The organism is Nocardioides sp. (genome assembly GCF_024509035.1).
GTDB lineage: Bacteria > Actinomycetota > Actinomycetes > Propionibacteriales > Nocardioidaceae > Nocardioides.
The window spans coordinates 1-1617 of sequence record NZ_JANINT010000413.1 but is presented as its reverse complement, the minus strand read 5'-3'; the positions used below and the strand labels follow the sequence as shown (position 1 = coordinate 1617).

Genomic DNA, 1617 nt, shown 5'->3' with positions numbered 1-1617 from the left:
CGCGTCGGAGGTCAGGAACCAGCCGTCGACGAGCACCTCGGCCGTGCGCGCGGGATCGCCGGCGTACCCGTCGAACAGCACCGGCCCACCGATCCGTACGCGGCCGTCGTCGCCGATCGCGACGCCGACGCCGTCCAGCGGCATCCCGTCGTACACGCAGCCGCCCGCGGTCTCGGCCGAGCCGTACGTCGCCACGACCCGCACGCCCGCGTCGGCGGCCCGCTGCCGGAGCGCGGCGTCGATCGGGCCGCCGCCGAGCAGCACGGTGCGGAAGGAGCGCAGCGCGTCGGCGTCGGTGGCGAGCAGCCGGTGCAGCTGGGTCGGCACCAGGGACACGTAGTCCGCCCGGCGCGCGGCCGCGGCGAAGTCGTCCTCGAGCAGGACCGGCTCGTGGCCCGCGACCAGCGACCGGCAGATGACCTGGAGCCCGGCGACATACGTCGGGGGCAGCGCGAGCAGCCAGCGCCCGGACCCGCCGAGCCGCCGAGCGCTGGCGTGCACCGAGGCCAGCACGGCCGCCCGGGAGAGCAGCACGCGCTTCGGCGTACCCGTCGATCCCGAGGTCTCCACGACCCACGGGTCGGGGTCGTCGGCCGCCAGCCAGGCCGCGACCTCTCCCAGCACGCCCTCCACCCGGTCCTCCACCCGGACGAGGCTAGCCGCGGGCCCGGGTGCTTGAATCTCCGGTCGTGGCAACTTCCGCGCAGTGGCTCGCCGGCGCCCGGCCGCGCACCCTCCCCGCAGCGGTCTCGCCGGTGCTCGCCGGGACCGGCGTCGCGGCGTACGAGGACGCCGTCGTGTGGTGGAAGGCGCTGCTCGCGCTCGTCGTCGCCCTGGCGCTGCAGGTGGCGGTCAACTACGCCAACGACTACTCCGACGGCATCCGTGGCACGGACGCCGAGCGCGTGGGGCCGATGCGGCTGGTGGGCTCCGGCGCCGCGGCTCCGGGGGCGGTGAAGCGGGCGGCGTTCCTGGCCTTCGGCGTGGCCGGCGTCGCGGGACTGGCGCTGGCCGCGACCACCGCGTGGTGGCTGGTCCTCGTCGGCCTGGTCTCCGCGCTCGCCGCCTGGTTCTACACCGGGGGCTCGCGCCCGTACGGCTACCTCGGCCTCGGGGAGGTCATGGTGTTCGTGTTCTTCGGGCTGGTCGCCGTCATCGGGACGGCGTACGTCCAGACCGAGACGTGGGAGTGGGCCGCGCTGTGGGCCGCCGTCGGGGTGGGTGCCCTCGCCTGCGCGATCCTGGTCGCGAACAACCTGCGCGACATCCCCACCGACACCGTCGCCGGCAAGCGCACGCTCGCGGTGCTCCTCGGGGACCGGCGGACCCGGCTCCTCTACGCGATGCTCGTGGTCGTCGCCGCCGCCGCGGTCGCGCTGGTCGCGCTGGCCACGTCGTGGTGGGCGCTGCTCGGCCTCGGCTTCCTCGTCCTCGCCGTCCCGGCGTCCCGCACCGTGCTCGGCGGGGCGACCGGCCCCGGGCTGATCCCGGTCCTGCAGTCCACCGGCCTCGCCGAGCTGCTCTGGGCGGCGCTGGTCGCGCTCGGGCTCGTCGTCGCCGGCTGAGGGCTACGCTCGCAGCATGCTGTGGATCATCCTGCTGGTCGTGGTGCTGGGC

At 75.8% G+C, this 1617-nt stretch carries 2 protein-coding genes; one reads left to right on the top strand and one right to left on the bottom strand.

The window, feature by feature from the left end; all coding sequences use genetic code 11:
* The coding region (locus tag Q0L15_RS22645; protein WP_296607118.1) for an AMP-binding protein at positions 1-645 on the bottom strand (645 nt) is incomplete at its 3' end.
* Between the two features lie 44 nt (positions 646-689).
* Between Q0L15_RS22645 and Q0L15_RS22640 the strand changes: the two genes are divergently transcribed.
* Entirely contained in the window at positions 690-1565 is an 876-nt protein-coding gene (locus Q0L15_RS22640; protein WP_296607117.1) for a 1,4-dihydroxy-2-naphthoate polyprenyltransferase, read from the top strand.
* Positions 1566-1617 lie beyond the last annotated feature (52 nt).